General features: G+C 51.4%; 26 protein-coding genes and 1 pseudogene. 7 read left to right on the top strand and 20 right to left on the bottom strand.

Annotation, left to right across the window (positions count from 1 at the left end; all coding sequences use genetic code 11):
- Positions 1–34 precede the first annotated feature (34 nt).
- The 3 genes from lpxM to znuA form a co-directional block, all read right to left on the bottom strand.
- Positions 35–1006 carry a lauroyl-Kdo(2)-lipid IV(A) myristoyltransferase gene (lpxM, locus tag SK33_RS10375; RefSeq protein ID WP_048217925.1) on the bottom strand — a complete coding sequence of 324 codons (972 nt, stop codon included), beginning with the start codon at positions 1004–1006 and terminating at the stop codon, positions 35–37.
- A gap of 119 nt (positions 1007–1125) precedes the next feature.
- On the bottom strand, positions 1126–2445 hold the full coding sequence (gene mepM, locus SK33_RS10370) for a murein DD-endopeptidase MepM (protein WP_003034883.1): 1320 nt from the start codon (positions 2443–2445) through the stop codon (positions 1126–1128).
- Positions 2446–2460: 15 nt separating this feature from the next.
- The gene (gene znuA / locus SK33_RS10365) at positions 2461–3405 is read right to left on the bottom strand and encodes a zinc ABC transporter substrate-binding protein ZnuA (RefSeq protein WP_003844151.1); all 945 of its coding nucleotides are present in this window, start codon (positions 3403–3405) and stop codon (positions 2461–2463) included.
- A 78-nt stretch (positions 3406–3483) separates the two neighbouring features.
- On the opposite strand from znuA, the gene znuC reads away from it, so the two are divergent.
- Positions 3484–4239 carry a zinc ABC transporter ATP-binding protein ZnuC gene (gene znuC, locus SK33_RS10360; RefSeq protein ID WP_003034877.1) on the top strand — a complete coding sequence of 252 codons (756 nt, stop codon included), beginning with the start codon at positions 3484–3486 and terminating at the stop codon, positions 4237–4239.
- Positions 4236–5021, top strand: a complete 786-nt coding sequence (gene znuB / locus SK33_RS10355) for a zinc ABC transporter permease subunit ZnuB (RefSeq protein WP_003034874.1) — start codon at positions 4236–4238, stop codon at positions 5019–5021. Before znuC ends, znuB begins: the two co-directional genes overlap by 4 nt.
- Before the next feature lie 78 nt (positions 5022–5099).
- Here znuB and ruvB read toward each other — a convergent pair whose 3' ends face one another.
- The 6 genes from ruvB to aspS form a co-directional block, all read right to left on the bottom strand.
- Positions 5100–6110 carry a Holliday junction branch migration DNA helicase RuvB gene (gene ruvB / locus SK33_RS10350; RefSeq protein WP_003034872.1) on the bottom strand — a complete coding sequence of 337 codons (1011 nt, stop codon included), beginning with the start codon at positions 6108–6110 and terminating at the stop codon, positions 5100–5102.
- Positions 6111–6118: 8 nt separating this feature from the next.
- On the bottom strand, positions 6119–6730 hold the full coding sequence (ruvA, locus tag SK33_RS10345; RefSeq protein WP_003034869.1) for a Holliday junction branch migration protein RuvA: 612 nt from the start codon (positions 6728–6730) through the stop codon (positions 6119–6121).
- A gap of 80 nt (positions 6731–6810) precedes the next feature.
- Complete coding sequence (gene ruvC, locus SK33_RS10340; protein WP_003034867.1) at positions 6811–7332, bottom strand: crossover junction endodeoxyribonuclease RuvC; 522 nt, start codon at positions 7330–7332, stop codon at positions 6811–6813.
- 34 nt (positions 7333–7366) lie between these two features.
- On the bottom strand, positions 7367–8110 hold the full coding sequence (locus SK33_RS10335) for a YebC/PmpR family DNA-binding transcriptional regulator (RefSeq protein ID WP_003034865.1): 744 nt from the start codon (positions 8108–8110) through the stop codon (positions 7367–7369).
- A gap of 28 nt (positions 8111–8138) precedes the next feature.
- Positions 8139–8582 (bottom strand): dihydroneopterin triphosphate diphosphatase, encoded by a 444-nt coding sequence (gene nudB / locus SK33_RS10330; protein WP_003034863.1) that lies wholly within the window; start codon positions 8580–8582, stop codon positions 8139–8141.
- A gap of 1 nt (position 8583) precedes the next feature.
- Positions 8584–10356: an aspartate--tRNA ligase gene (gene aspS / locus SK33_RS10325; RefSeq protein ID WP_003034862.1), complete on the bottom strand. Its 1773-nt coding sequence runs from the start codon at positions 10354–10356 to the stop codon at positions 8584–8586.
- A 288-nt stretch (positions 10357–10644) separates the two neighbouring features.
- Between aspS and SK33_RS10320 the strand changes: the two genes are divergently transcribed.
- The 3 genes and pseudogenes from SK33_RS10320 (at position 10645) to SK33_RS10315 (ending at position 11804) form a co-directional block, all read left to right on the top strand.
- Entirely contained in the window at positions 10645–11211 is a 567-nt protein-coding gene (locus tag SK33_RS10320; RefSeq protein WP_032949527.1) for a hydrolase, read from the top strand.
- Positions 11208–11303, top strand: a pseudogene (locus SK33_RS26415) (hypothetical protein); the annotation flags it as partial. The gene SK33_RS10320 and the pseudogene SK33_RS26415, both read left to right, overlap by 4 nt.
- Before the next feature lie 261 nt (positions 11304–11564).
- Positions 11565–11804 carry a DinI family protein gene (locus SK33_RS10315; protein ID WP_000497460.1) on the top strand — a complete coding sequence of 80 codons (240 nt, stop codon included), beginning with the start codon at positions 11565–11567 and terminating at the stop codon, positions 11802–11804.
- A gap of 85 nt (positions 11805–11889) precedes the next feature.
- Here SK33_RS10315 and SK33_RS10310 read toward each other — a convergent pair whose 3' ends face one another.
- Together SK33_RS10310 and SK33_RS10305 are read right to left on the bottom strand one after the other, a co-directional pair.
- Positions 11890–12300 carry a hemerythrin domain-containing protein gene (locus tag SK33_RS10310; protein ID WP_048216170.1) on the bottom strand — a complete coding sequence of 137 codons (411 nt, stop codon included), beginning with the start codon at positions 12298–12300 and terminating at the stop codon, positions 11890–11892.
- A 191-nt stretch (positions 12301–12491) separates the two neighbouring features.
- Positions 12492–12824 (bottom strand): hypothetical protein, encoded by a 333-nt coding sequence (locus SK33_RS10305; protein WP_003841689.1) that lies wholly within the window; start codon positions 12822–12824, stop codon positions 12492–12494.
- Positions 12825–12902: 78 nt separating this feature from the next.
- Between SK33_RS10305 and SK33_RS10300 the strand changes: the two genes are divergently transcribed.
- Complete coding sequence (locus SK33_RS10300) at positions 12903–13145, top strand: DinI family protein (protein WP_003840850.1); 243 nt, start codon at positions 12903–12905, stop codon at positions 13143–13145.
- Between the two features lie 133 nt (positions 13146–13278).
- On the opposite strand, the gene SK33_RS10295 is transcribed toward SK33_RS10300, so the two are convergent.
- The 6 genes from SK33_RS10295 to SK33_RS10270 are packed head-to-tail and all read right to left on the bottom strand — an operon-like array spanning position 13279 to position 19860.
- On the bottom strand, positions 13279–14604 hold the full coding sequence (locus tag SK33_RS10295; protein ID WP_048217926.1) for a phage tail fiber protein: 1326 nt from the start codon (positions 14602–14604) through the stop codon (positions 13279–13281).
- 9 nt (positions 14605–14613) lie between these two features.
- Positions 14614–15558, bottom strand: a complete 945-nt coding sequence (locus tag SK33_RS10290; RefSeq protein WP_048217927.1) for a DUF6453 family protein — start codon at positions 15556–15558, stop codon at positions 14614–14616.
- Complete coding sequence (locus SK33_RS10285) at positions 15558–18278, bottom strand: phage tail tip fiber protein (RefSeq protein ID WP_048217929.1); 2721 nt, start codon at positions 18276–18278, stop codon at positions 15558–15560. The genes SK33_RS10290 and SK33_RS10285 overlap by 1 nt, the downstream gene beginning before the upstream one ends.
- Positions 18278–18676 (bottom strand): DUF6950 family protein, encoded by a 399-nt coding sequence (locus tag SK33_RS10280; protein WP_016150471.1) that lies wholly within the window; start codon positions 18674–18676, stop codon positions 18278–18280. The genes SK33_RS10285 and SK33_RS10280 overlap by 1 nt, the downstream gene beginning before the upstream one ends.
- A 6-nt stretch (positions 18677–18682) precedes the next feature.
- Positions 18683–19267 carry a hypothetical protein gene (locus SK33_RS10275; protein WP_048217931.1) on the bottom strand — a complete coding sequence of 195 codons (585 nt, stop codon included), beginning with the start codon at positions 19265–19267 and terminating at the stop codon, positions 18683–18685.
- Positions 19267–19860 (bottom strand): hypothetical protein, encoded by a 594-nt coding sequence (locus tag SK33_RS10270; protein ID WP_048217932.1) that lies wholly within the window; start codon positions 19858–19860, stop codon positions 19267–19269. Before SK33_RS10270 ends, SK33_RS10275 begins: the two co-directional genes overlap by 1 nt.
- Before the next feature lie 164 nt (positions 19861–20024).
- Between SK33_RS10270 and SK33_RS10265 the strand changes: the two genes are divergently transcribed.
- Positions 20025–20249, top strand: coding sequence for a hypothetical protein (locus SK33_RS10265; protein ID WP_003841703.1), 225 nt, complete (start codon positions 20025–20027; stop codon positions 20247–20249).
- Here the strand turns inward: SK33_RS10265 and SK33_RS10260 are convergent.
- From SK33_RS10260 to SK33_RS10250, 3 genes are all read right to left on the bottom strand, one after another.
- Entirely contained in the window at positions 20238–20597 is a 360-nt protein-coding gene (locus SK33_RS10260; RefSeq protein WP_016150474.1) for a hypothetical protein, read from the bottom strand. The two genes, SK33_RS10265 and SK33_RS10260, sit on opposite strands and share 12 nt — an antisense overlap.
- Positions 20598–20638: 41 nt before the next feature.
- Complete coding sequence (locus tag SK33_RS10255; protein WP_048217933.1) at positions 20639–21349, bottom strand: phage tail tape measure protein; 711 nt, start codon at positions 21347–21349, stop codon at positions 20639–20641.
- Between the two features lie 72 nt (positions 21350–21421).
- Positions 21422–22569 (bottom strand): IS3 family transposase gene (locus SK33_RS10250; protein WP_113772681.1). Its coding sequence is split into 2 segments (ribosomal slippage): positions 21422–22332 and positions 22332–22569, totalling 1149 coding nucleotides; the frame shifts between segments, so codons are not numbered across the junction.
- Positions 22570–22632 lie beyond the last annotated feature (63 nt).

Below are 22632 nucleotides of genomic sequence, written 5' to 3'. Positions count from 1 at the left end.
ATGTAAAAAAGCCTCTCGTTTGAGAGGCTTTTTTTTATTTCTTCGGATAGAGATCTTTGCGCTTATAGGGCTCAATCTCGCCGGGTTTACGCGTCTTAAGCAGTTTCAGAATCCAGGTGTATTGTTCGACATGAGGCGTGACAAAAATCTCCACCTCTTCGTTCATCCGTCTGGCAATGGTGTGGTCATCCGCCGTCAGGATGTCATCCATCGGTGGACGAACATGGATCGTCAGGCGGTGCGTTCTCCCATCGTATACGGGGAACAGCGGTACCACGCGCGCGTGGCAGACTTTCATCAGACGTCCAATCGCCGGTAACGTTGCTTTATAGGTAGCAAAAAAATCGACAAACTCGCTGTGTTCAGGCCCATGGTCCTGATCCGGCAGGTAGTATCCCCAATATCCCTGACGGACAGACTGAATAAACGGTTTGATGCCATCATTACGCGCATGCAAACGACCACCAAAGCGACGGCGTACCGTGTTCCAGACGTAATCGAATACCGGGTTCCCCTGATTGTGGAACATCGCAGCCATTTTCTGTCCCTGGGACGCCATCAGCATCGCCGGGATATCTACGCCCCAGCCATGTGGAACGAGAAAAATAACTTTTTCATCGTTGCGCCGCATCTCTTCGATGATTTCCAGGCCCTGCCAGTCAACCCGACTCTGAATTTTCTCCGGGCCACGTATTGCTAATTCAGCCATCATGACCATCGCCTGAGGCGCAGTTGCATACATATCATCAACAATGGCTTCACGCTCAGCTTCGCTACGTTCAGGAAAGCAGAGGGATAAATTGATCAATGCTCTGCGACGGGAGCTTTTTCCCAGTCTTCCGGCGAGCCGTCCGAGTTTTGCCAGAATAGGATCACGAAATGACGCAGGCGTTAACGCAATACCAGCTATTGCCGCCACCCCCAACCAGGCGCCCCAGTAGCGCGGATGGCGAAATGATTTGTGAAACTCAGGGATATACTCAATATTCTTTTTTTTCGTTTCCATGCTTTTCCAGTGTCTGGTGCCGCGAAAAGTAAATCTGCTGATAGTGTAGCGGCGCACCGTGCGCCGTACAAAATAAAAAAGCCGGCACGCATAGCGTACCGGCTTTATCAGTGTACTAATTAATCAAAACGTAGCTGAGGCATAACCTCTTTCACCTGCGCCAGGTAATCGGTGCGATCCGAGCCGGTCAGACCCTCTGTACGCGGCAGTTTCGCCGTCAAAGGGTTCACGGCCTGCTGGTTAACCCATACTTCATAGTGCAGATGCGGCCCCGTTGAACGCCCGGTGTTACCTGACAGCGCGATACGATCGCCACGTTTCACTTTTTGACCTGGTTTCACCAACAGCTTACGCAGGTGCATATAACGCGTGGTGTAGGTGCGACCATGACGAACCGCAACATAGTATCCGGCAGCGCCGCTACGCTTCGCTACAACCACTTCACCATCGCCCACCGACAGTACCGGCGTCCCCTGCGGCATCGCAAAGTCGACACCTTTGTGCGGCGCTACGCGTCCAGTCACCGGATTCAGGCGACGCGGGTTAAAGTTCGAGGAAATACGGAACTGTTTCGCCGTCGGGAAACGCATGAAGCCTTTCGCCAGCCCGGTACCGTTACGGTCATAGAACTTACCGTCTGCAGCACGGATGGCATAATAGTCTTTGCCTTCAGAACGTAAACGCACGCCCAGCAGTTGGCTTTGCTCGCGCTTGCCGTCCAGCATTTCGCGAGACATCAGCACCGAGAACTCATCGCCTTTTTTCAGTTTGCGGAAATCCATCTGCCACTGCATGGCCTTAATCACTGCGCTGATTTCAGAGCTGGTCAGCCCGGCATCTTTGGCGCTGGCGACGAAGCTTCCGCCCACCGTGCCTTTGATACGACTGTTAACCCAATCGCCCTGCTGCATTTCGCTGCTCATTTTGAAACCCGTCGCAGTGCGATCGTAAGTACGGGTTTCACGGCGGGATACTTCCCAGGTCAGACGCTGCAGGTCACCTTCCGCGCTTAAGGTCCATGAAAGCTGCTGACCAATTTTCAGATTACGCAGCTCTTTATCGGAAGCAGCGAGTTGACTGATATCGCCCATATCGATGCCGTACTGATTCAGAATACTGCTCAGCGTATCGCCTGTGGAGACGACATACTCATGCACACCGGCTTCACCAGACGTTTTGTCATCCAGTTCATCCTGTGGAATGGCTTCGTCTTCTTGTGCAGCCTGATCAATAGGTTCGCTTGCCTCAGGCAACAGTGAACGAATCTCGCTTTTTTCCAGCTCGATAGTTTTAACGATGGGTGCAGAATCGGGATGGTAAACATAAGGCCGCCAGACGGCGACGGCCAATGTCAGTACGGTAAGCGACCCCAGCATAACACGATGGGGTCGCGGCAGATTATTAAATGCCAGAGCGACAGAGCGGGCTATCTGTTGCACGTATTCACTTCCTCATTAATCTCCTTTCAGGCAGCTCGCATACTGGTTGGCTAATTGGTTCAAAAACGCTGAATAGCTTGTTTTACCCAGTTTGATATTCGTACCGAGCGGATCCAACGTTCCCATTCGAACGGATGTCCCTCTCGCGACGGCTTCAACGACCGCTGGCCTGAACTGTGGCTCAGCAAAAACGCAGGTTGCTTTTTGCTCAACCAACTGTGTTCTTATTTCATGTAAACGCTGCGCACCAGGTTGAATCTCAGGGTTCACGGTAAAGTGACCAAGCGGTGTTAGTCCGTAGTGTTTTTCGTAGTAGCCATAGGCGTCATGAAAAACGAAATAACCTTTTCCCTTGAGCGGTGCGAGCTCGTTACCTACCTGCTTATCGGTTGCGGCTAATTGTGCCTCAAAATCCTTCAGGTTGGCGTCAAGTTTGGCTCGACTTTGCGGCATAAGTTCCACTAATTTTTCATGGATTGCAACCGCTGAGGCCCGCGCTATCTCTGGGGAAAGCCAAAGATGCATGTTGTAATCGCCGTGATGGTGATGCTCGTCACTTTTTTCACTGCCAGCATCATTGTGTCCATGATCGTCATCGTCGTCGTCAGCACCTTTCATGAGTAACGGTTTCACGTCATTGAGCTGCGCAATCGTTACCTGTTTCGCGTTAGGAATATTCTTGACTGACTTTTCCATAAACGCTTCCATCTCAGGTCCAATCCAAACGACTAAGTCCGCGCCCTGTAAGCGTTTTACGTCTGATGGACGCAGTGAATAGTCGTGTTCGGAAGCCCCGTCAGGCAGCAAAACTTCAGTGTCTGTTACCCCGTCCGCAATGGCCGAAGCAATAAATCCCAGCGGCTTGAGCGAGGCCACCACAGCAGCATTTGCTGCCTGTGTTGCACTACCCCAAAGAGCAGCGGATAATGCTGCGAAAAGAAGCGTATTTTTATGTAACATAATGCGACCAATCATCGTAATGAATGTAAGAAATGTGATATTATAACATTCTATAACTTCTGCAAGACTAAAATTGATATGACGACTTTGGTTTCACTGGAAAATGTCTCGGTCTCTTATGGTCAACGCCGCGTCCTGTCTGACGTATCGCTTGAACTTCGACCCGGTAAAATTTTAACGCTTCTCGGCCCAAATGGTGCCGGGAAGTCTACGCTGGTGCGCGTTGTATTAGGACTGGTAGCGGCTGATGAGGGAGTTATCAAGCGTAATGGCCAATTGCGGATTGGCTATGTACCGCAAAAATTATACCTCGATACTACGCTTCCGCTGACGGTAAGCCGGTTTATGCGCTTACGTCCCGGCACCAAAAAAGAGGATATCCTTCCGGCACTGAAGCGCGTTCAGGCCGGACATCTGATGAATGCGCCGATGCAAAAGCTCTCTGGCGGGGAAACGCAACGCGTCCTGTTAGCCCGTGCTTTATTGAATAAACCTCAGCTACTGGTGCTCGATGAGCCGACCCAGGGCGTAGATGTCAATGGGCAGGTCGCACTGTACGACCTTATCGACCAGTTGCGACGTGAACTGGATTGCGCCGTACTGATGGTTTCCCATGACCTGCATCTGGTGATGGCCAAAACCGATGAAGTACTGTGCCTGAACCATCATATTTGCTGTTCCGGTGCACCGGAAGTGGTTTCCATGCACCCGGAATTCATCTCAATGTTCGGGCAACGCGGCGCCGAACAACTCGGAATTTACCGTCATAATCACAATCACCGCCACGATTTACAGGGTCGTATCGTCTTACGCCGGGGAAATGGTCACTCATGATTGAATTGTTATTACCCGGTTGGTTAGCCGGGATCATGCTGGCCTGTGCTGCTGGCCCACTCGGCTCGTTTGTGGTCTGGCGTCGAATGTCTTATTTCGGTGATACGCTGGCCCACGCTTCGCTGCTGGGAGTCGCCTTTGGCCTGCTGCTGGATGTAAACCCTTTCTATGCGGTTATCGCCGTCACTTTGTTGCTGGCTGGCGGTCTGGTATGGCTTGAAAAGCGCCCTCACCTCGCGATCGATACCTTACTGGGCATTATGGCGCATAGTGCATTGTCGCTGGGGCTGGTTGTCGTCAGCCTGATGTCCAACATCCGAGTGGATCTGATGGCTTACCTGTTTGGTGATTTGCTCGCCGTGACGCCTGAAGATCTTATCTCCATCGCCATCGGCGTGGTTATTGTTCTGGCGATTCTGTTCTGGCAGTGGCGTAACCTGCTGTCGATGACCATCAGTCCGGATCTGGCATTTGTCGATGGCGTGAAGCTGCAACGCGTGAAGCTGCTGCTGATGCTGGTTACGGCGTTAACGATTGGCGTGGCGATGAAGTTTGTCGGGGCGTTGATTATCACCTCGCTGCTTATTATCCCTGCGGCGACCGCCCGTCGCTTTGCCCGTACGCCGGAACAGATGGCAGGAGTTGCCGTTGGTGTGGGAATGATAGCGGTTACAGGCGGGTTGACCTTCTCGGCCTTCTATGACACCCCGGCAGGTCCCTCCGTGGTGCTGTGTGCCGCGCTGCTGTTTATTTTCAGCATGATGAAAAAGCAAGCGAGCTAAGCATGCGTTGCCCGGTAGCGCTGCGCTTACCGGGCCTACAAAATCGCCCAGGCCTTATAAGCGTAGCGACATCATGCATTAAGGCATCTGTGGCGGTGTAATGCCAAAATGGTTCCAGGCGCGCACGGTTGCCATACGTCCACGCGGCGTACGCTGCAGAAAACCTTGCTGAATCAGATATGGCTCAAGCACGTCCTCAATGGTTTCACGCTCTTCCCCGATCGCCGCTGCCAGGTTATCCAGTCCGACCGGTCCGCCAAAGAATTTGTCGATAACCGCCAGCAGCAACTTACGGTCCATATAATCAAATCCTTCCGCATCCACATTGAGCATATCCAGCGCCTGAGCGGCGATATCTGCTGAAATCGTGCCGTCATGCTTCACTTCGGCGAAATCACGTACCCGGCGTAATAAGCGGTTGGCGATACGCGGCGTACCGCGAGCACGGCGTGCCACTTCCAGCGCGCCTTCATCGCTCATTTCCAGGCCCATAAAACGCGCACTGCGTCCTACAATGTGCTGCAGATCAGCCACCTGATAGAATTCCAGGCGCTGTACAATACCAAAACGGTCACGCAACGGAGACGTTAACGACCCGGCGCGCGTCGTCGCCCCGATTAGCGTAAACGGTGGCAGATCGATTTTGATCGAACGTGCAGCCGGCCCTTCACCAATCATGATATCCAGCTGATAATCTTCCATCGCCGGATACAGCACCTCTTCCACCACCGGTGAAAGACGATGGATTTCATCGATAAACAGCACATCGTGGGGTTCAAGGTTGGTAAGCATTGCCGCCAGGTCACCCGCTTTTTCCAGTACCGGACCGGACGTGGTGCGCAGATTAACGCCCATTTCATTGGCGACAATATTGGCAAGCGTGGTTTTACCAAGACCTGGAGGACCGAAAATCAGCAGGTGATCGAGAGCGTCACCACGCAGCTTCGCCGCCTGGATAAAAATCTCCATTTGCGAACGGACCTGAGGCTGGCCAATATACTCTTCCAGCAATTTAGGGCGGATCGCACGATCCACCAGGTCTTCAGGGGTCGTGCTGACAGCCGAAATCAGGCGATCTGCTTCAATCATCCTTTACCTCACAATGCCGCGCGAAGCGCTTCACGAATCAGGGTTTCACTGCTGGCATCAGGGCGGGCAATTTTGCTCACCATGCGGCTGGCTTCTTGTGGTTTATAGCCCAACGCCACCAGCGCAGCAACCGCTTCCTGCTCGGCGTCGTCCGTTGTCGGACTGGCCGGAGAGGTCAGAACCAGATCCGCCGCCGGGGTAAAGAGGTCACCATGCAGGCCTTTAAAGCGGTCTTTCATTTCAACAATCAAACGCTCTGCGGTTTTCTTACCAATGCCCGGTAATTTCACTAACGCGCCAAGCTCTTCGCGCTCAACGGCATTAACAAACTGCTGCGCAGACATTCCGGAGAGGATCGCCAGCGCCAGCTTCGGCCCCACGCCATTGGTTTTGATTAACTCTTTAAACAGCGTGCGCTCTTGCTTGTTGTTAAAGCCATACAGCAGTTGAGCGTCTTCACGCACCACAAAATGGGTGAAGATAATCGCTTCCTGCCCGGCTTCCGGCAACTCGTAGAAACAGGTCATCGGCATATGCACTTCATAGCCTACCCCACCCGTTTCCAGAAGGACCAGCGGGGGTTGTTTTTCAATAATGATGCCTCTGAGTCTGCCTATCACGTGACGCTCCTGCGTTAAGGGCTAAAAGGTAATGCGCTATCATAAAAAAAGGCTGGATAGATATCCAGCCTCATTTGTCACTAACGTAATCGACCTCGCGCCAAATTCAGCCTCGACTCGCTCATTTGCATGGCATTCTGACTGACATGGCAGTGGGTAATAGCAATCGCCAGCGCATCCGCGGCATCCGCTTGCGGATTCGCCGGGAGTTTTAGCAGCGTGCGCACCATATGCTGGACCTGGCTTTTTTCCGCACTACCGATCCCCACCACAGTCTGTTTTACCTGGCGGGCCGCGTATTCAAAGACCGGTAGATCCTGATTGGTCGCCGCAACGATTGCCACGCCGCGTGCCTGTCCAAGCTTTAGCGCCGAGTCAGCGTTCTTCGCCATAAAAACCTGCTCAATGGCAAAATAGTCCGGCTGGAACTGGGTGATGATTTCCGTCACGCCCGCGTAAATTAACTTCAGACGTGACGGGAGATCGTCGACTTTGGTGCGGATACAACCGCTGCCGAGGTAGGTCAGCTGTCTGCCGACCTGACGAATAACGCCATAACCGGTGATGCGCGACCCCGGGTCAATGCCGAGAATGATAGACATCACGCACCTCCTGTCAGGTTGCGGTACAGCCACCTCATTCTAAGGTAGCTGCAACCTCATCAGAGATCTCGCCGTTATGGTAAACTTCCTGCACGTCGTCGCAGTCTTCCAGCATATCGATCAGACGCAACAACTTCGGCGCTGTTTCTGCATCCATATCTGCTTTGGTGGATGGAATCATAGACACTTCAGCCGCGTCCGCTTTCAGACCCGCCGCTTCCAGCGCGTCACGCACTTTACCCATCTCTTCCCACGCGGTGTAAACGTCAATTGCGCCGTCGTCGAAGGTCACCACGTCTTCAGCACCTGCTTCCAGCGCCGCTTCCATGATGGCGTCTTCGTCGCCTTGTTCAAAGGAGATCACGCCTTTTTTGCTGAACAGGTAAGCCACGGAACCGTCGGTACCGAGGTTGCCGCCCGTTTTCGTGAACGCGTGACGCACTTCCGCAACAGTACGGTTACGGTTGTCAGACAGACATTCAATCATAACGGCTGTACCGCCAGGACCATAACCTTCATAGATGATGGTTTCCATGTTGGAATCTTCATCACCACCCACACCGCGCGCGATTGCACGGTTCAGGGTGTCACGGGTCATGTTGTTAGCCAGCGCTTTATCAACCGCTGCACGCAGACGCGGGTTAGCGTCCGGATCGCCGCCGCCGAGTTTTGCCGCCGTCACCAGCTCACGAATTATTTTGGTGAAAATTTTACCGCGTTTAGCATCCTGCGCTGCTTTACGGTGTCTGGTGTTGGCCCATTTACTATGACCTGCCATAAATAATATCTCCAAAAAGCGCGCCTTTTCAGGCGACGTTAATTACAAACTCTTCAATCGCCTGCCGGTTACTCCACGACTTGGTTAATTGGGCGGCTTCAACCGCATTAACCCAACGATAGGTCAGATGTTCGGTGAACACGATCTCTCGTTCTGAGGGAAGTGCCAGGCAAAACCAGGATTCAGTATTACGTTCAATTCCCGGTGCATAGCGATGACGTAAATGGCTAAAAATCTCAAACTCCACCGTGCGCTGACAGTCAATTAAGGTCAGTTGCTCAGATGCAACATCAATGGCGACCTCTTCCTTTACTTCGCGCATAGCGGCTTGCGACGCGGTTTCACCCTCTTCAAGGCTGCCGGTGACCGACTGCCAGAAATCAGGATCGTCGCGTCGCTGTAACATCAGCACTCTCCCGGTGTCCTTTGCATAAATCACGACTAACACCGAGACAGGCTGTTTGTATGTCATATCAGTTATTCTCGGCCTTCTTAACAACCTGAATGCTCAGTTCCGCCAGCGCAGCTTCGTTGGCAAAGCTCGGCGCTTCAGTCATCAGACACGCTGCAGCAGTGGTTTTTGGGAAAGCAATAACGTCACGAATGTTGTCAGTACCGGTCAGCAGCATAGTCAGACGGTCCAGACCAAACGCCAGGCCCGCATGCGGTGGTGTACCATATTTTAGCGCATCCAGCAGGAAGCCGAATTTCTCACGCTGCTCTTGCTCGTTAATGCCCAGAATACCAAATACGGTCTGCTGCATGTCGCCGTTGTGAATACGCACGGAACCGCCGCCCACTTCGTAGCCGTTGATAACCATATCGTATGCGTTAGCAACCGCGTCTTCCGGCGCAGCTTTCAGCTCAGCAGCTGTCATATCTTTCGGCGCGGTGAACGGATGGTGCATTGCGGTCAGTCCGCCTTCACCATCGTCTTCAAACATTGGGAAGTCGATAACCCACAGCGGCGCCCATTTGGCTTCGTCGGTAATGTTCAGGTCTTTACCCAGTTTCAGACGCAGCGCGCCCATCGCGTCGGCAACCACTTTCTTGTTGTCGGCACCGAAGAAAATCATGTCGCCGTCTTGCGCACCGGTACGCGCCAGAATCGCTTCCACGATTTCTGCGTTCAGGAACTTAGCAACCGGGCTGGTGATACCTTCCAGACCTTTCGCACGCTCGGTGACTTTGATGTAAGCCAGACCTTTCGCGCCGTAAATCTTAATAAAGTTGCCGTAATCGTCAATTTGCTTACGGCTCAGTGCGGCACCGCCCGGTACACGCAGCGCAGCTACGCGGCCTTTCGCATCGTTTGCCGGACCAGAGAACACTGCGAACTCAACGTCTTTCACCAGATCGGCAACGTCAACCAGCTCCATCGGGTTACGCAGGTCTGGTTTATCGGAACCGTAACGACGCTCAGCTTCGGCAAAGGTCATGATCGGGAAATCACCCAGATCCACCCCTTTAACTTCCAGCCACAGATTACGCACCAGCGCTTCCATCACTTCACGCACCTGCGGTGCGGTCATGAAGGAAGTCTCAACGTCGATCTGGGTAAATTCAGGCTGACGGTCAGCACGTAAGTCTTCATCACGGAAGCATTTTACGATCTGATAGTAGCGGTCAAAGCCAGACATCATCAGCAGCTGTTTGAACAACTGAGGTGATTGCGGCAGCGCGTAGAATTTACCTTTATGTACGCGAGAAGGTACCAGGTAATCGCGCGCGCCTTCCGGCGTCGCTTTGGTCAGCATCGGTGTTTCGATGTCGAGGAAGCCGTGGTCGTCCATAAAACGACGCACCAGACTGGTAATTTTGGCACGCGTTTTCAGGCGCTGCGCCATTTCAGGGCGACGCAGATCTAAATAGCGATACTTCAGTCGCGCTTCTTCGGTGTTGACGTGGTTAGAGTCCAACGGCAGCGAGTCTGAACGGTTGATGATGGTCAGATCGGAGGCCAGCACTTCAATTTCGCCCGTCGCCATCTCGGCGTTGACGTTTTTCGCGTCACGCGCACGCACGGTGCCCGTAACCTGGATGCAGAACTCATTACGCAGTTCGGAGGCCAGCTTTAACGCGTCCGCACGGTCCGGATCGAAAAATACCTGCACGATACCTTCGCGGTCGCGCATATCGATAAAGATCAGGCTACCAAGATCACGACGACGGTTGACCCAACCACACAGAGTCACCTGCTGCCCCTCGTGGGACAGACGTAGCTGTCCGCAATATTCTGTACGCATGAGATATCCCTTAACTTTGCCGCAGGCGGATTGTCACCTGTCTCGCAGATGACGAAGTCGCAGCTTTAGCTGAATGTCACAACTGAATGAAAAAAGGCGGCTATTATACTGGAAATTCTGCCGCACGATAAGAGCCTACTGGGATAGACTCTTAGTCCGGTACTGACTGTACGCCTGTTTCCTGGACGGGCATTGCGTAATCTCACAAAAAATAACAAAAATTGTCGCCCCTTTCACACTGATTCGCGCTTAAGGTGTAACGGAATTCTATTTTTTACTGGAGTGAACATGCTGGAACTGAACGCAAAAACAACTGCCCTTGTCGTGATTGACTTACAGGAAGGGATCCTGCCTTTCGCTGGCGGACCTCATACGGCACACACTGTGGTTGCCCGCACCGCGCAGTTGGCGGAAAAATTCCGTACCCACGGTTCCCCGGTGGTAATGGTGCGCGTCGGGTGGTCTGACGATTACGCCGAAGCGCTGAAACAACCAGTAGATGCTCAGACTCCAGCAAAAGCGTTGCCCGAAAACTGGTGGGATTACCCGGCTGCTCTGGGTAAATGCACCAGCGACCTCGAAGTAACCAAACGCCAGTGGGGCGCGTTCTACGGCACCGATCTGGAATTACAGCTGCGTCGCCGGGGTATCGATACCATCGTCCTGTGCGGCATCTCTACGAACATTGGCGTTGAGTCGACGGCGCGAAATGCGTGGGAGCTGGGTTTCAGTCTTATCATTGCAGAGGATGCCTGTAGCGCCGCCAGTGCTGAACAACACCAGGGCAGCATGACGCACATTTTCCCCCGCATTGCGCGCGTTCGCAGCGTGGAGGAGATTTTGCAAGCGCTATGATCTATATCGGTTTACCCCAGTGGTCGCATCCAAAGTGGGTGCGTCTGGGGATCACAAGCCTTGAAGAGTATGCCCGCCACTTTAACTGCGTGACGCGGTAATTTTTAAAATCACTAAAGAACGCCCAAGAGCATGTGTTTTCTTTAGGTTAATCAGTGCATTATAAGACGCCTCCATATGAAATTCGGTTAAGTTCATATGAGTTAAAATGTCCCAACCATGCCCCAAAACTGGCATTTATGCCCCATACATGCCCCAAAAACCTTCCTTAAAAAGCTACGTGCCCAACCGTTGACGCTGTATAAATAAACAGTATAAATTGCGTGCAAAATCATTGTTGCTTTGGAGGCGGTATGTTCGTTGAGTTGGTGTACGACAAACGGAATGTTGAAGGATTAACAGGTGCCAGAGAAATAATTCTGAATGAGTTAACAAAGCGAGTGCACCGGATCTTTCCGGATGCAGAAGTGAAGGTTAAGCCGATGCAGGCGAACGGCTTAAACAGCGATGCCAGCAAAAGCGATCGGGAGAAGCTGAACCGCATGCTGGAGGAAATGTTTGAAGAATCCGATATGTGGTTAGTTTCGGAGTAGTGCCAGCTTTTACCAAGTCCTTTTCATACCTTTCTGGATACGGGAAACCAAATTCCCGTATTGGATGAACCATTGCCGCCCTTTTTTAAAGCTGCTCTACCAGCGGATAAAAATTATGATCCTCGCGCTGCATTCGTTCATGCACCTTGCGCAACACTACATTCGCGTCGCGGCGAAATGCCTCGTCACAATTGATAAGCTTATTTGCCGTATTCCAGCGACGGGAAAACTTTTCATACTCGGCAACAATATCAGCCATCTCGCGCTGAAAATTTACGCTCATTGTTTTTAGCTTTTGATCGTTCACCTTTTCCAGATAAGGATATAAAAACTGATCTTCGGCAGAAAGGTGTACTTTAATCACAGAACTCATACTGATAATGGTTTGAGCGATTTCTTGCGCATGAGCCGTCACACCCGCCCGGCTAAGCTCCCTGAGGCGGCTAATTTTATGGATAATCTCGGCATGCTGGATCTTCATTTTATCAATATTCACTGGGGAATCCCTTAATGAGCTTTGCAATTTATAACATATATATTAAATGCATCTTTAAAAATAAGCAATCTGAGTTGTTTTTATTAAATTTTATAAATTTACGTTATGTAAATACATAATAAACAAAATTTGAATGCAAATATAAAGAGATCTATTGCCAATCTTCGGAATTTTTCTATCGTACATATGTCTCAAAACTGCGCCAATGCCGCCTCAAGAGATATCGCAGCATCAGTGCTGTTGATAAAGTGCGTCACCCGCCTCATAACCTCAGCCTCTTCAGCTGCATCACCTTCGATCGCTTCGCCGTCATCCGTGATTAACGCTTTCCCCCTAAGCTTCGCAAACTGCGTCCGACCTCCGGACAGAATCAACAGCGCATCACCCTGCTGTGGGCGCGTGACCGGGACGATGATCGCATAACCCGCCGACGTCTCGAGGATGCGACTGTCGGGAGTCATGCAGACACTGGCTGGCGTAACCCGCTGCTCTATATAGTCGGTAGCTGGTGAAGGAAAGCCCATGTTTACGCCCTCTCTTGAATGCTGGATAAAAACACAGTATAAATACTGTATATCCATCCAGTAAAGAGGCAATAAGCAATGTTCGTGGAACTCGTTTATGACAAAAGGAATTTTGATGGTCTGCCCGGTGCAAAAGATATCATTCTGGGCGAGTTAACTAAGAGGGTTCACCGGATCTTCCCCGATGCTGATGTTCGGGTAAAACCGATGATGACACTGCCGGCGATCAACACTGACGCCAGCAAGCATGAGAAAGAACAGATAAGCCGTACTGTTCAGGAAATGTTTGAAGAGGCGGATATGTGGCTGGTTTCAGATTAAACACCTTGAATCGTCATATTGCTTAAGTACAATCCGCAGCGACTGGCAATCATTCATACTCGCACTATCGAACGTTCGCCAGTCGGCCGCAATCATGCTCTTGCATACGGTGTGGTTGCGGCAACCATCATTTTTACGACTGAGCATCCTGCTGATTTTCCTGACGCTCACGTTCAGCTTTTTCCATTTCCTCCTGCATTTTCTTTTGCTTCAGATTCCAGATACTATCATGTGGCATCTCTACACGAACTGAAACGAACTGGTCAGCAGGGATATCAACAGGGTCACCATCATTCAGGCCAGGCAGTTCATTTCTGGCGAATTCCGGAGCATCCGGGTATGTCCGGTGATAAGTTTTTACGTGAACTGAGCCATCATGGGTAATCTCATAGTCCAGCCAGACTTGTGCCTGTTTATTACGATCTACTGGAATTTCAAAACCACCATCAATTCCGCACCAGGATGCATCGGAGTTCATACCGATGCATCCGTTAATCATATACTCTCCAACGCCAATCCGAGAAACGGTCACCCCTTCTGATTCTTCGTTAGTATCAAAGCTTCCATCGTTATAAATTTTAACCACCGGGGAAGCCTTTTTTATGAATCCACCGCTGTCTACAACTGTATTGCCCGTTGTCAGGAACTCTTGCCAGTTATTAATGATATTGTTCGTAATTACCCGAATACCAATATTTCCTGCCAGGGTGATTGCAAGTTGGTTGCCGTAGGTATTATCAGTGTAACCAAACAGATTCATAACATGGTGGTTGCTGTTCAGGAATGTATCCGGCATGATCGACGAAAAAGCATAAAAAATACTATTCCAGCGAATATCCGACAGTGGGCCGTTATAACTCCACCCGGCACCATTTTCTTTCATCCACCCCCCAGAACCAATAGCCATCACTCTCCCCTGTTGTACGTCTTTATCTGACGTTGTGACATTCGCTGTAGCACATGTACCTAGCTCAAGAGAATTACGGGCACCTTCTTTTGTGTTCGAGCCAGTTCCACCCTGTTCAACAGGAACGGAACCATTAACTTTTGTTGCCATATTATTGGCAAGGTATTTCCATGACGGTCCAGGAAAGCTTGAGCCATCAGGAAGCTTCACCGTTATCATTTCAGATGCACTAAACACCTGCTGCCAGTTCTGCTTGTCGTAGTTCAGTCCGCGCAGGGCTTCTGCACTTTGTGCCACCAGCGCCGCGGTGACCATATTCAGCGCCACACGAGGAACAGCAGACCAGGCCGCGCCTGATTGTGTTGGCCCGGTGTAATTACTGACCAGCGTCAGCGCCGTGCCACTTTCCACGGATTTAACCGGGAGCGTATAGGGAACACCACCGACCGTGACAACAATAAAATCTCCTGCCGCCACCTCGGTAGTAAACACAGTCCCGCTGCCAGCGACCGCAGCAGAGTTATTCGTCAGGGTTAAGGTTCCTGCTGACATAGTTTTTCCTCAGTACATGTTCGGAAGAATGAGAATGGGCATGGCGATATTTCTGTTTCTGGTCATATCCCACGCACCAGAATTGCGGTCCGCAAACACTTTGTTGTAGGCTGACCTGACGCTACCGCCTGACATGACCACGCCTTTGGTTCTGATATTTCCCCATCCACCAATCATTCGTACCTGAACGCCGGTATAGACTATCTGGCAGAACCCACCGCCAATATCCTGGAAGGCATCGGTGATCTGGATTTGTCGGTCATACACAAAGGGGCGTTTCAGCGTGGAGAACGTGACCTGGCCTGCGGCGTTGGTCATCGTGATACCGTCGCCGCCGACAGGTGCGGTCTGATTGAATATCACCAGGTCAATCGTCACCGTTCCGGCCACGTCGTCCCGTCCTGTGTAGGAAATATCGCGAACGATGATATTGCCGCCATCAAACCCTACCGACACATTCGGGTTATCCCATTTGCCAAAAGGAATACCGCTCACCGGAAGCGGCGCACTGCCGTTAACCGTAATGCGTCCGGAATAAGCGCAGGTCATCAGTGCGGCCTGATTGGATATGGCAGTGAAGTCAGTCGAGTTTGAAACCAATAATCCTTCGTTATACGTCGCCGCGGGCAGCAGCTCCATGACATAACCTGACCAGTCTGGAGTAAGGGCTTTACCCCCGATTGTCTCAGCACCAATGACGACCCCGGAGTCCCCGTTTCGGGTGACTCCAGTCATAATGGCCACATCAAATTCAGCAAAGGAATAGATGTAAATGGGATTGGTTGGCACCACGATAACCTGTGAACCGGGAACAAGTGGCGTATTGACCGGGTACTGCATTGACTGGGATGACCAGCCCGAGAAGGATGTGCAAAAGCTGGGGGCTCGCAGCCCCGCAGTAATTGCCATTGCCGGTCGTCCATCGTTGTAATCAATCAGAATACCTTCCGGCATTATGACCACCTCCCGACGACGACCCGTCCACCACCTGGAAGATTAACTGTCACACCGTTGCCGTTGATAACAACAGTGTTATTCGTACCGTTAAATGCAAACTGGCCGCTGTTCGCATAAAACTGCCCATGAAATTCGCAGTTTCCGTTCTTGTCGATATTCCACCCAGCCCCAGAAGGACCAGGGATGAAAGAGGTGGACCGGATATAGTTGCCAATCTTGGCATTGGTGATACTGCCATCCTGAATCAGTGCATCGCGGATAAATACTTGCCCGTTATAGACAAAAAATGCAGCAGTGTAATTTCCCGGATCACTTCCGGAATAAATACCAAACTGATCAGCAGCAAAAACCACTGTGGACTTATAGCTGTTCCCCGATGGCTCAATCGACATACCGAAACCAGTATTGTATTTAACACCATTTCTTACGATGCCCATGTTCAGCGTGTAGGAGGCTTTGGCTGTTCCGTCGCTGTTCACCACAGCAGTCATTTTCTGGTTTACCGCAGAGGTCAGACTGCCATCAGGTCCTATTTGAGCCTGAACATAAGTGGACAGGTCAGCGAGCCCCTGCTCGGCTGTCGCAACGGTTGTTTTAACCACCAGGATTTCAGCGCGAACTTCGCCGTACTGCATCCACTGATGTTCTACTGTGCCATGGTTCGCCAGTGCGTTTTCCATAACGCCTTGCAGGTTAGTATCAACGCCATTTTTAACATTCTGGAACGCATCTGACTTCTGTATCCCGTCATCAATGAGATCGAACAAACCGCCTGTGTCCATAGAGCACAGTGCCGGAACTTCGATAAACCCGGATGCACCAAAGGCGTTAACCGTTCTGATGTACCAGTAATAGGTATGGCCGATCTTTAACTGATTACTTGTCCAGGTTGTTCCCATCCCCTCGCGGCTGGCATTGCCTTCCACGGTAGTCGTTGAGGTATTGGGTAGCTTTGTTTCGCCTGAAGTCCAGAAATCAAACTGCGTGGAAACATTAGTGATCGCCGCCAGACGCGGGATCAGCGTGACGGCAAAGAAGCCCTGCTCAATATCAACATTAGAAGGTGCTGGCGGTGCTTCGATACTGAATTCCAGATATCCTTCTGGCGACTCGGCCCCCATCTGGTTTACGGCAATAACGTGGGCTGTGTAGGTGTTTTTCGGTAACCCGGTAAGTCGTGTGAACGTCCCAGGAACCTGGACGGACATGACCATCTGACCATTGCGACGAATGATCACTTTGTTGTAGACCACCTGCCCGATGTTCTGCCAGGACAAAATGCCCTGTACGACCTGACCAATTTCCTCCACGGTGTATTTCAGGTTCTGCGGCTGCGCCACGCCACCTGACGGCAACTGAGTGAATGGCGGTCGCTCGATCGGTTTACCAACGGCATCCCCCCAGACATCTGCGGTTTCCTGCTTCAGCGTCAGTTGCACGCCATTCTGAACACCGAACTTCCAGTCTGTTACCCGCATCTCAACGTTAATGATACCGATAGACGGGAAATTCACCTTTACATACATTCCCGGACGGTAACGATATCCGCTCAGGTTTAACGTAACGTTCATGGTTCTGGCGATGCGGGTGCGCTTTAACTTCACGTCAGCCAGCCGCTGGGCCTGAAATTCAGAGGTCACAAACCGCAGCTTCATATCCTGCGATATTTCCACGCCGTCTTCTGTCACCCATTCACTGACTGACACAGAGGGGAAATCTGCTTCGGTATAACCCTGCTGCGGATCGACAAATGTCCCCTTGATGGTGTTAACGCGTTCCGCCTGAGAGACTTCCGGCATGATTTCAATATCACCGGCCAGCTGGCTTTCAGTGATCACCTCTGTCGCAGGACCATAATAGGCCCCGACCAGAAGACCATGTTTACCCGCGGTATACGTTACATCCCCGGCGCAAGCTGCCAGCATTCCTTCCAGAATACTGACCTTATTTTCACTGAGATCGAACTCACCGTTAATCGTGTAACGCTTCTCAACGGTATTACCGCCAGTAATAACATCCTCATCACAGATGTTCGCCGCTTCCTGAAACTGGTCCCAGAGAATATCGGTATCGGGTACTTTCAGGTAATTGCGGTAATAGTCCAGGATAACCAGCGCCGCATTGTTGCTGTAACCCGTCAACCCGGTGCGGGGGTCATAAATAGCCCGCCCCTGTTTTTCGACCTTAATGTTAGGGATGCCTGCCGGGAATTTTTCAGCATTGAATTTAAGGGATACGCGCAGCCAGGTGAGTCCTTTACCGATCATGTCTTCTTTCCATGACGGGCAGTTTTCCAGCATGTAGAGGTCCGCCGTCTGGCGGTTGGTGTGCAGCTCGAAAAAGGCATGCTCAGGATAGCTACTGATAGGCTCATCACCCAGCCAGACAGTCTGTACACCGGATAACGGATGTCCTGCCAGGGCAATGGCCAGATGAAGCATTTCGCCATCATCCTGTTCGCCAGCCTGTTCTTCGGAAAAGAACAGAGTGCCTGCTGATGTGGAGCGACCATACACAACGGTTTTGGCACTGGCCGCAGCGCGCAGAACCTGTTTGCGTTCAGACGTATCACGGTAGGAATTCAGCGACGGGGTCTTGGTCAGCGCCTGAGTGGCAATCTGTGCGGCAACGGTAATAACCATTGCGATGGCATACATTTCATTTGCCGCCGCCACACCTGCGGCAATGGTGGCAACAATAGGAACAGCAGCAGGCATTAACGCACCCTCCAGACACTCAGCGGTTTAACCCGCAGACTGACAAGACCAGTTTCGCCAGGTACCCACACAACGCCGGAATACACTACCCCGGCGCATCGCGCCCCAGCATTTTCAACCACGGCAATATCCCCTCTCTGCGCCAGCTTCACAGGCACTTCATCGAGATAACGGGCCAGCACCTTTTCAAGCGAACCGCCACCGCGCAATATCGCCTTTTTAGCACCATGCTCGCTGTCGTAGGTTCCGCGCCAGCCTGCCGCAAAATCCTCGCCGCACATGGCCTGAGCGCAGTCAGCCGCGAACAGGCAGCAGTCATGACTGCCCCATAAAAAAGGCCGCTTTTCAGCGGCCCTTATTACGGTGATTAATCTGTTATGCCAGTCCGGATGCTTCATGCTTCCTCACTTATAGGTAAATCCTGGCGCATCTTTTTTACTGCCCCAGTAAATAGAACGTTCAGACATCTGCGCCACATACCGGAATATGCGGTCGCCGGGATAAGCAGCCTGCTGCGATTCATCGGTATAACGATCGGGGAAAGGACGCTGCCAGTCTTCAAAAATATTACTGATGGTGTACTGCAGGGCGTTCGTCCCGCCAGCGGTCGCTCCCGTACTGGATACCCGCCCTTTAAACAGGAGATCGGCAACCTGGACAACACCGTTATCATCCATGGCCACAAGATAGATTTCGGCATTTCTGCCCACACAGCGTTCATTAAGCGTGGTGGCAAAGAGGGCCATATCCAGGCCAGAAAGAGTCATTTTGACCTGCGTCGGGCTTGTTGTGCTGGTTTCACTGGCATCATCAACAGAACCCATGCGCCCCATGCCGTAATAGACATAGCCGCCGAGAACCAGTGTCCCGGTACCGGAATGCACATAGACGGTACCGGATTCAAACTGAATATTAGCGGCAATCGCGACCGTCACCCTGTCGCGGGATAACCAGTCCACCATCGAATCCGAAAAGGGGGAATACAGCATTAAAATGCCTCCTCAAGCTCCAGGGTATAACTGGTAAAAACACCCGGCACACGGTTACCGGCTCCCTGCTGGTTATCCTTCAGTTTGAAAATGCCGTAGGGTTTCGCGATTTCAATGGCTGCATTATTAGGAGGCGAACTACGCAACATCGGCGCAAATGCAATCATTGCGCTACCGTTCGCCGCGCTCGTCACGTCGGCTGTAATCATCTTCAGCTCGTCGTTAACAGTGAAATAATCGCCCTGTCTGAGCACCACTGTTCCCGGCGTCCAGCCCTTACTTTGAATCTGGGTCCCTGTCTGATTAGCGCCATCAACAACGGGCACGCCCGCTGGCGCTCTGCCACTTCTCCCCCAGTCGCGAACTTTTACCCTGCCATACTCACCATCAAGCGAAGCCACCAGAGCATCAATACGTCTGGATTTTTCGTCCGTCAGGTTATTGAAGGTCAGGGAACATACCCAGCGGGTACCAGGGAAGCGTGCTGTCTGCGATGCCCCATTGAATGGAGATCGAAAGGTTTTGGTATTACTTTCTGGTCGCCAGGTCAGCGACGCGGGACAGACATCTTCCGGCCATTCGAGTACAGCCATAGATTCTCCTGCATTATTCTGCGCACGGCGGCGCTACTGATCATTTGTCAGGATGTTACTGATTTACATACCTGGTTATGGTTGTTATTCAGCCCGTCAGTGGTGGGACACTGGCGTTTTCTGATTAGGAGGGATAGCTGATTACCTCTGGATAAGGAAATAAAATGAAGTTTTACCTGTCTAAAGTGCAACTGCTACACATTGGAATGCCAGGTGATTACGAACCAGAAGCCGGGGATCCAAATGTCAGATTTACCGTTTATGGTGAGCACGGAGAAAGCATCACCAATCATATATACATTAAGGATGCGAAGAGTCGCACTCTTGTGGATCTTGAAAAAGAAGTTAATCAGTACCTCAATGGATTATATTCCGCCTCAGTCAAGTAATCGGCGTAGTGGTCCACGAGAAATAAAGTCTTGATGTATTTGTTTCATAGCCGCCTCCGCACCAGCAGTAGCGGCTTTCTCCATTGCCTGGCGTAATTTATCTGATTCGCTTACAGGGGAACTAAAACAGTTAATAACAATAACCCCTCCCCCTTTAAGATGAACAGTAATACCGCCATCTGCTAATGTAACTTTGTCGCCCCGCTCCTGAAGTCCATTATCATTAACTTTCAGTTGCTGTCGAACAGAAGCACTGAGTTCATCAATCGCGCAGTTAATCTCATTATTGGCCTGGCGCATACGCAAAAGCGACTTTTCCAGCACTTCAACTCGTTCTTCTAAAGTCATAACTGTCTCCTGCCTTTCGGCTTAATGAATATTAATAATGGTTACACGCCAAGCAATCGCCTTGCCTGGCCACGATTAGAGAAGTCCTGCAAGATATCCTGACGCGCCTGCTTCGCACCGTCATTCGCTCCCTGTCGCGCAGCTTCCTGCATAGCCTGCTTCAGTGCCGCATCCCCGTTACCAGATATGTTGAAGTGCTGATGAATAATCGTATCACCGCCACCTGACGTGGAACCCGGACTACCAACCATGCGAACACCCAGCGAACCATCAGCTGATCGTGTCAGGGGCATAATGGCTTCCGGCCCCGCCTCCCCCATAAGCCCAGCGCCTTTTGCAAAAGCAAAATATGTCGGTGTGCTAACAATGCTGTTGCTGTAAGCGCTCAGACTTTCAGAGGCATATGCACCACCTTTTGCATTCAGCTTTATGCCAGATGCGGCAGAGTTATAAGCGCCAGAAGGAGTGCTGCCAGATGCAGCGCCAGCACCCGCCCCAAACATGCCGCCGATTGAACTGAAAAAACCGCTGTTACTGGCAGAGCGTAAAGAATCCACCAGCATCGCATTGAGGATAATTTTCTGCATAGACTGAAGCACCGAACTAGCCCAGTCTTCCCAGTCAACCTTATTGCCGGCCAGAGCATCAGAAATGTTACCCACCAGCCCCGACATTGCATTATTCACCAGGTCAGCAGACTGAGATGCATAATCAGAAGCAGTGTCAGCCCAGTTAGCAAAACCTTCACGCATACCCGTTGTCCAGTCACTGCGCTGAGCATCAGAGGCTGAGTAGTAAGATTCCTGTGAATCGCCACAGATAATCTAGACACTTCCGAGCCGTTGATAATACTGGTTTTCATATTCTGTCGGTGACATCTGATCGCTAGAACCATGCCGACGCTTACTGTTATAAAACATTTCGATGTAATCAAAAATATCACTGCGGGCTTCTTCCCGCGTTCCGTAGATCTTTTTCTTTATCCGTTCGCGTTTCAACAACTGGAAAAAGCTTTCTGCAACCGCATTATCATGGCAGTTACCGCGACGGCTCATGCTGCCCTCCAGGCCGTGTGATTTCAGGAAAGACTGCCACTCATGGCTTGTGTACTGACTGCCCTGATCCGAATGAACCAGCACCTGTTTTTGGGGATTACGCCGCCATACAGCCATCAGCAGTGCGTTCAGGACAATGTCCTTTGTCATCCGGGATTGCATGGACCAGCCGATAATTTTGCGTGAGAACAGATCAACAACCACAGCAAGATACAGCCAGCCTTCGTGGGTCCTGATGTAGGTTATGTCTGTTACCCAACGCTCATCAGGAGCATCCGGATTGAACTGTCGCTGGAGCCTGTTGGGCGACACGATACTGGCCTCGCCTTTACGTGCCCGCGGGCTCCGGTATCCGACCTGAGCCTTTATCCCGACACGTTTCATCAGTCGCCAGACTCTGTTCACTCCGCACTGTTGCCCGCTGTCCCGCAGATCCAGATGGATTTTGCGATAACCATAGACGCATCCCGATTCCAGCCAGAACTGTTTAATCTGTCCTGTCAGTCTCAGGTCTGCCTGATGGCGTTGAGAATGCGGCTGCTGAAGCCAGGCGTAAAAACCACTGGGATGAACATCCAGCACCCGACAGAGCAGGCGAACAGGCCAGCAACAGGTGTTGTCACGGATAAAGGCGTACCTCAGTCGGACAGCTTTGCGAAGTACGCCGCGGCTTTTTTTAATATGTCCCGTTCGTCGGTAACCCGCTTCAGCTCTTTCTGGAGACGACGGATCTCGGCCTGAGCATCTGACTGTTCTTTATTAGTGGAAGAATCCGGACCGTACTTCTTTATCCAGGCGTAAAGGCTGTGGGTGGTGATATCGAGACGTGTTGCCACGCTGGCAACAGAATAACCGCGATCAACAACCTGTTTGACTGCTTCAGTTTTAAACTCTTCGGGATAACGCTTACCGCTCATGGGCACCTCTCTTTAAGCCATCTTAAATGACTCTGAGGTGTCTGTTAAACCCGTGGCGATTCA

The sequence above is a fragment of the Citrobacter sp. MGH103 genome (assembly GCF_001034475.2).
Classification (GTDB): Bacteria; Pseudomonadota; Gammaproteobacteria; order Enterobacterales; family Enterobacteriaceae; genus Citrobacter; species Citrobacter freundii.
This window is presented reverse-complemented; position numbering and strand designations above follow the sequence as displayed.